This window comes from Methylobacterium sp. WL18 (genome assembly GCF_008040015.1).
Classification (GTDB): Bacteria; Pseudomonadota; Alphaproteobacteria; order Rhizobiales; family Beijerinckiaceae; genus Methylobacterium; species Methylobacterium mesophilicum.
On the sequence record NZ_VRVD01000402.1, the window covers coordinates 1 to 4,354 of the forward strand.

General features: G+C 69.5%; 6 protein-coding genes. 3 read left to right on the forward strand and 3 right to left on the reverse strand.

Annotated features, from left to right (window positions below; all coding sequences use genetic code 11):
* A partial coding sequence (locus FV228_RS21560; protein WP_246693982.1) for an amidase family protein occupies positions 1–510 on the forward strand: 510 nt, incomplete at its 5' end.
* A gap of 469 nt (positions 511–979) precedes the next feature.
* Here FV228_RS21560 and FV228_RS34830 read toward each other — a convergent pair.
* Entirely contained in the window at positions 980–1,114 is a 135-nt protein-coding gene (locus tag FV228_RS34830; RefSeq protein WP_281406516.1) for a hypothetical protein, read from the reverse strand.
* 481 nt (positions 1,115–1,595) lie between these two features.
* Positions 1,596–2,729: an AI-2E family transporter gene (locus FV228_RS21570; protein ID WP_187277855.1), complete on the reverse strand. Its 1,134-nt coding sequence runs from the start codon at positions 2,727–2,729 to the stop codon at positions 1,596–1,598.
* A 165-nt stretch (positions 2,730–2,894) separates the two neighbouring features.
* Here FV228_RS21570 and FV228_RS33305 point away from each other — a divergent pair, with 165 nt between their 5' ends.
* Positions 2,895–3,035: a hypothetical protein gene (locus FV228_RS33305; protein ID WP_187277856.1), complete on the forward strand. Its 141-nt coding sequence runs from the start codon at positions 2,895–2,897 to the stop codon at positions 3,033–3,035.
* Between the two features lie 244 nt (positions 3,036–3,279).
* Here FV228_RS33305 and FV228_RS21575 read toward each other — a convergent pair whose 3' ends face one another.
* Positions 3,280–3,750, reverse strand: a complete 471-nt coding sequence (locus FV228_RS21575) for a molybdenum cofactor biosynthesis protein MoaE (RefSeq protein ID WP_147856479.1) — start codon at positions 3,748–3,750, stop codon at positions 3,280–3,282.
* A 143-nt stretch (positions 3,751–3,893) separates the two neighbouring features.
* Here FV228_RS21575 and FV228_RS21580 point away from each other — a divergent pair.
* On the forward strand, positions 3,894–4,354 hold a 461-nt coding region (locus FV228_RS21580), incomplete at its 3' end, for a gamma carbonic anhydrase family protein (protein WP_147856480.1).

Consider the following 4,354-nt stretch of genomic DNA (forward strand, 5'->3'; position numbering starts at 1 on the left):
GCCCTGAACCGCGCCCGGCAGGCGGCCGAGCGGTCCGGTGCGCAGGTCGCCGACCTGACGCTGCCGCCCGAGCTGGCGCTCGCCTGGGAGCGCCACCGAATCATCCAGAACTACGAGGGCCGGCTGGCGCTGGCTTGGGAGTACGACGGCCATCGCGACGCGCTGCCGCCGCGGGTCCGGGAGCATCTCGACGCGGGCGCGGCGATCGAGGCGGCGGAGTATGACGAGGCCCGCCGCCACGGCCACCGGGCTCGCCGGGTGCTCAAGGGCCTGTTCGCCGAATACGACGCGATCCTCACCTTCTCGGCTCCGGGCCCGGCACCTGCCACCCTGGCCTCGACGGGCGACCCGCGCTTCAACCAGCTCTGGACCCTGATGGGCGTGCCCTGCGTGAACGTACCGGTGCCGGGCGAGCGCCTGCCGGTGGGCGTCCAGGTGATCGGCCGCTTCGGCGACGACGCCCGGGCCCTGGCGGTGGCGCGGATGATCGAGTCGGGCTTGCGCGGGTGACGAGTCGGCAGCGCGGACGGCAGGGCCAGAAGTTCGGACGTACGGGCGAACGCGGCCAGAATCGTCCGTGGGTCCGAATGCCGGTCTCGCCTACGAAATGGCTGTTTTCGACCCAACCCGGCCAACCGGATCGCCAAAGGCGCTTCCCGAGAGCAGCTATCGATCTGCCGTGGCGCAACTTCGGCTTGGGGTAGCGAGCGGCCACAACTCAGGGCCATCGCGCCCGGCTGATAATTAGCGCATAACGGACCATCACTGGCTTTGGTCCCGGCCGCCTGTGCCTGAGAGCAGCGTGCGCTCCCGCCCTGTTCGCGCGGAGCACATCATGTCTGACAGCAGACCTCTAGCCATCCTCATCGCGGAGGCTGACGAGCTCGTCCGTATGGTCACCGCCGACATGCTGACGGATGTTGGCTTTCAGACCATGGAGGTGTGCACTGCCGCTGAGGCGGTGGCGGTCCTCCAAGGGTCAGTCGCCGTGCGCATGTTGATCACAGGGCGGGCCATCGTGGGCGATGGTGTCGCCCTTGCCCACCTCGTTCACCACCGTTGGCCCGGTGTTGGCATCATCGTCACCTCGGGAGCCGGGGTGGATCTTCAGCACGACTTGCCGCCAGGTACACGCCTGCTCAGCAAGCCGTACGCCTTCGCAGATCTCATCCGAGAGGTGGAAGCTGGCCTTGTTCAGGCGCAGAAGGAGCCCTCACCCGCTCCCATGCTGCCGAGCGGAGTACCGCCTCACAGGGGAGTTGATCTAGGCATAGGCGTGGGGGGCACTGCCGCTCCGTCAACCGAGCCGGACAAGTCGTAAACTCTGGATACACGCCGGCCAAACTGAATTGCTTGCCTCATCGAGGTCGGCCAAAGTTCATCGAGGTAGGCCCTATGGGGGGCCGCTCGGTTTGCCCGCTATCGAGCACGGTGCGCGCGGTCATACGGCTGCTCTCAGTCGTGATTGGGTGCGACGGCGGTGTCTGCCAACTCTCACTCAGAAGCGGACCCTCGCAAATCCACTCTTCCCAGACATCGACACGGACAAACCGATTGGGTTCGGGCTCGCGGTCCCGCGCATCAGGCCGTGCGGCTCAGCTGCTCGCCGGCTCGTGCAGCGTGTCCTCCACGTAGAGCTGTTCCAGCAGAACCTTGATCACCGCCATCAGGGGCAGCGCCAGGGCGATGCCCCACAGCCCGAAGATGACGCCTAGGATCAACTGGCCGGCAAAAATCGTGGCCGGGGGGATGTCCAGCGCGCGCTTCTGGATGAACGGGGTCAGGCCGTAGCTCTCCAGGCACTGCACCGCCAAGTAGACGCCGACGGCGCCGATCACCGCCTTGAGGCCCGAGGCCAGGGCCGCCAAGATGATCACGATGCCCGCCACCAGCGGTCCCACGGTCGGCACGAAGGCCAAAAGCCCGGCCTGTAGGCCGAGGATCAGCGCGCCGCCGATCCCCAGGAAGGCCAGCCCGGCCCAGGTGCAAACGAAGATCGCCGCCATGATGATCAACTGGCCGAACAGCCAGTGCCGCAAGGTCTCGCCGGCGCCGTCCAGCACCTTGGCGGCGCGCCGACGCTTCTGAGGCGGCACGAACCGCAGCACCCCGTCCCGATAGGCCTCTGGGTCGGCCGCGAAGGCCAGCCCCAGGAAGGCGATCACCAGCAGGTTGCCCAGCGCATCGAACAAGCCGAGGATCACAGCCGCCGCCGGCCCGAGGACGCTGCCGGCGTCGGAGACGATCGAGCTGCTGCTCTTGAGCAGGCCGTTTGCGAGCCCGCCGAGGCCGCCCTCCTTCTGACCGGGCTCGGCCGAGCCGCCCTTCGGCGCCAGGCTCGGCACGTCGATGCCGCGCTCGGACAGCCAGCTCGACACCGTGCCGGCCTGGTTCTTGATCGTGGTTCCGAGATCGCGGCCCTGCTGCACGATGGTGGCCCCGCCGTAGGATGCGAAGCCGATCACCGCGACGGCGACCGCGAGGCTGGCGATCGTCAGGCGCAGGCCCCGGGGCAGGGGCAGGACGTGGCCGAGCCCCCGGGTCAGGCCGTCGAGGAACACGCCGAGCAGCACGCCCGCGAAGATCAGCAGGAGCGTGCCCACCGACATCCAGGCCAGCGCCAGCAACGCCACGAAGCAGACGACGGCGATCCCCGAAGCCGCCAGCGGCAAGGCTCCGCGCCAGGGCCCGACCGGGCCGTCCAGATCCCGAGATTGACCGTCCGTCATCATTGCTCCTGCGTCGCAGGCTCACGAACGCCCCGGACTGGCCGCGGTCAAGGGCGACGCCGTACCAAGCTTGTGTGCGGCCGGGCGAGACCGGACGGCCTTTCGCGCGTTGTCCGCCCACGCAAGCGCTCCCGCCGGGAGCCGGGCGCCTCCAGGAGAGACCGCGTGAGCAGCAACGAGCCCCACATCCATTCCCTCGGCCCGGGCCGGACCGTGGATACGGGGGACCAACTCAGCAGCGTGGTCATCCTCGGCCTCGCCGTCGCGGGCGCCTTGGCCGCGGTGCTGCTCAACGCGATCCTGTAGGGCGTATTCTGGCGCTTGGGATCACAGGCGGCGGGCCCGGCCGTCTCGGATGAGCCGCCCACCTTTCCCGGACGCCTGGAACGCAGTGAAAGGCGATCCGGGACCCAGCAAGGAAAGCGCTGCGCAGCGGCACGATCAAGGGATAACGGACGCTTCGCGGTGTGTTGCGCTGGGTCCCGGGTCGCATTCCGCTGACGCTGCATGCGCCCGGGAAAGGGCGCAGCGAGACCTCCGGAGCGCGGGTCTACTGCCCCCAGCGCTCCGCGGCCGCGTCGTCGTGGGCGGCGGCCTCGACCCAGCCGCCGACGGTGCCGTCGGCCAAGTGCTCGCGCTTCCAGAACGGCGCGCGGGTCTTGAGGTAGTCCATCAGGAAGTTCGCCGCCTCGAAGGCCGCGACCCGGTGGCTGGAGGCTGTCACCACCAGCACGATGCCGTCGCCCGGACGCACGCGGCCGTGGCGATGGATCACCCGCAGGGCCTGAAGCGGCCAGCGGGCGACGGCGTCCACGGCGACACGGAGGATCTCCGCCTCCGCCATGCCGGGATAATGCTCGAGTTCGAGCGCCGCCAGCCGCCCGGCCTCGTCCCGGCAGAGGCCCGTGAAGGTGACGACCGCGCCGGCCCGGCCGCCTAGTTCGACGCTCACCCGGGCAATCTCGGCGGCGGTGTCGAACGGTTCGGTCTGGATGGCGACGCTCGGTGCGGGGGCGCTCATGCTCCGGTCCAACATCCTCGTCCGACGATCCTCAAGCGGCGCGTGCCGGTCCCACGCCTGTCACACCCGGTCGCGCCTCTATATGGCACGAGAAGTCGCATTCGCCCCGGTCGCGGGCGTGATCGGCGGAGAAGGATGAACGTGTGACCCCCGACCTGATCCTGCCCTACGCGGGCGTCCTGCCGGATTTCGCGAGCCGCCCGGTCTGGTGCGGGCGCGGGAGCACGGTGATCGGCTCCGCCCGGATCGGCGCCCAGGCCTGGATCGGCGACGAGGCGGTGATCCGCGCCGACGGGCAGGCCATCACCCTCGGGGACAGGTTCTGGCTCGGCCACCGTTCGACGGTGCACATCGCCACGCTCACCCACGGGACGCAGGTCGGCGACCGGGTCACGGTCGGTCGCAACAGCGTCGTTCATGCCTGCACGATCGGCTCCGACGTCGTGATCGAGGACGACGTCGTGATCCTCGACGGCGCCGAGATCGGCGACACCGCGGTGATCGAAGCGGGCGCGACCGTGTTCCCGCGCATGAGGCTCGCGGGCGGATACGCTTATGCCGGCAGCCCGGCTCGGCCAAGCCGGCCGGTCGGCCCGGACGAGGT

Bases quoted from the DNA above. Each gene is read 5' to 3' on its own strand.
- FV228_RS21570 (WP_187277855.1), bottom strand. From the start codon at position 2,729: ATGACGGACGGTCAATCTCGGGATCTGGACGGCCCGGTCGGGCCCTGG.
- FV228_RS21575 (WP_147856479.1), bottom strand. From the start codon at position 3,750: ATGAGCGCCCCCGCACCGAGCGTCGCCATCCAGACCGAACCGTTCGAC.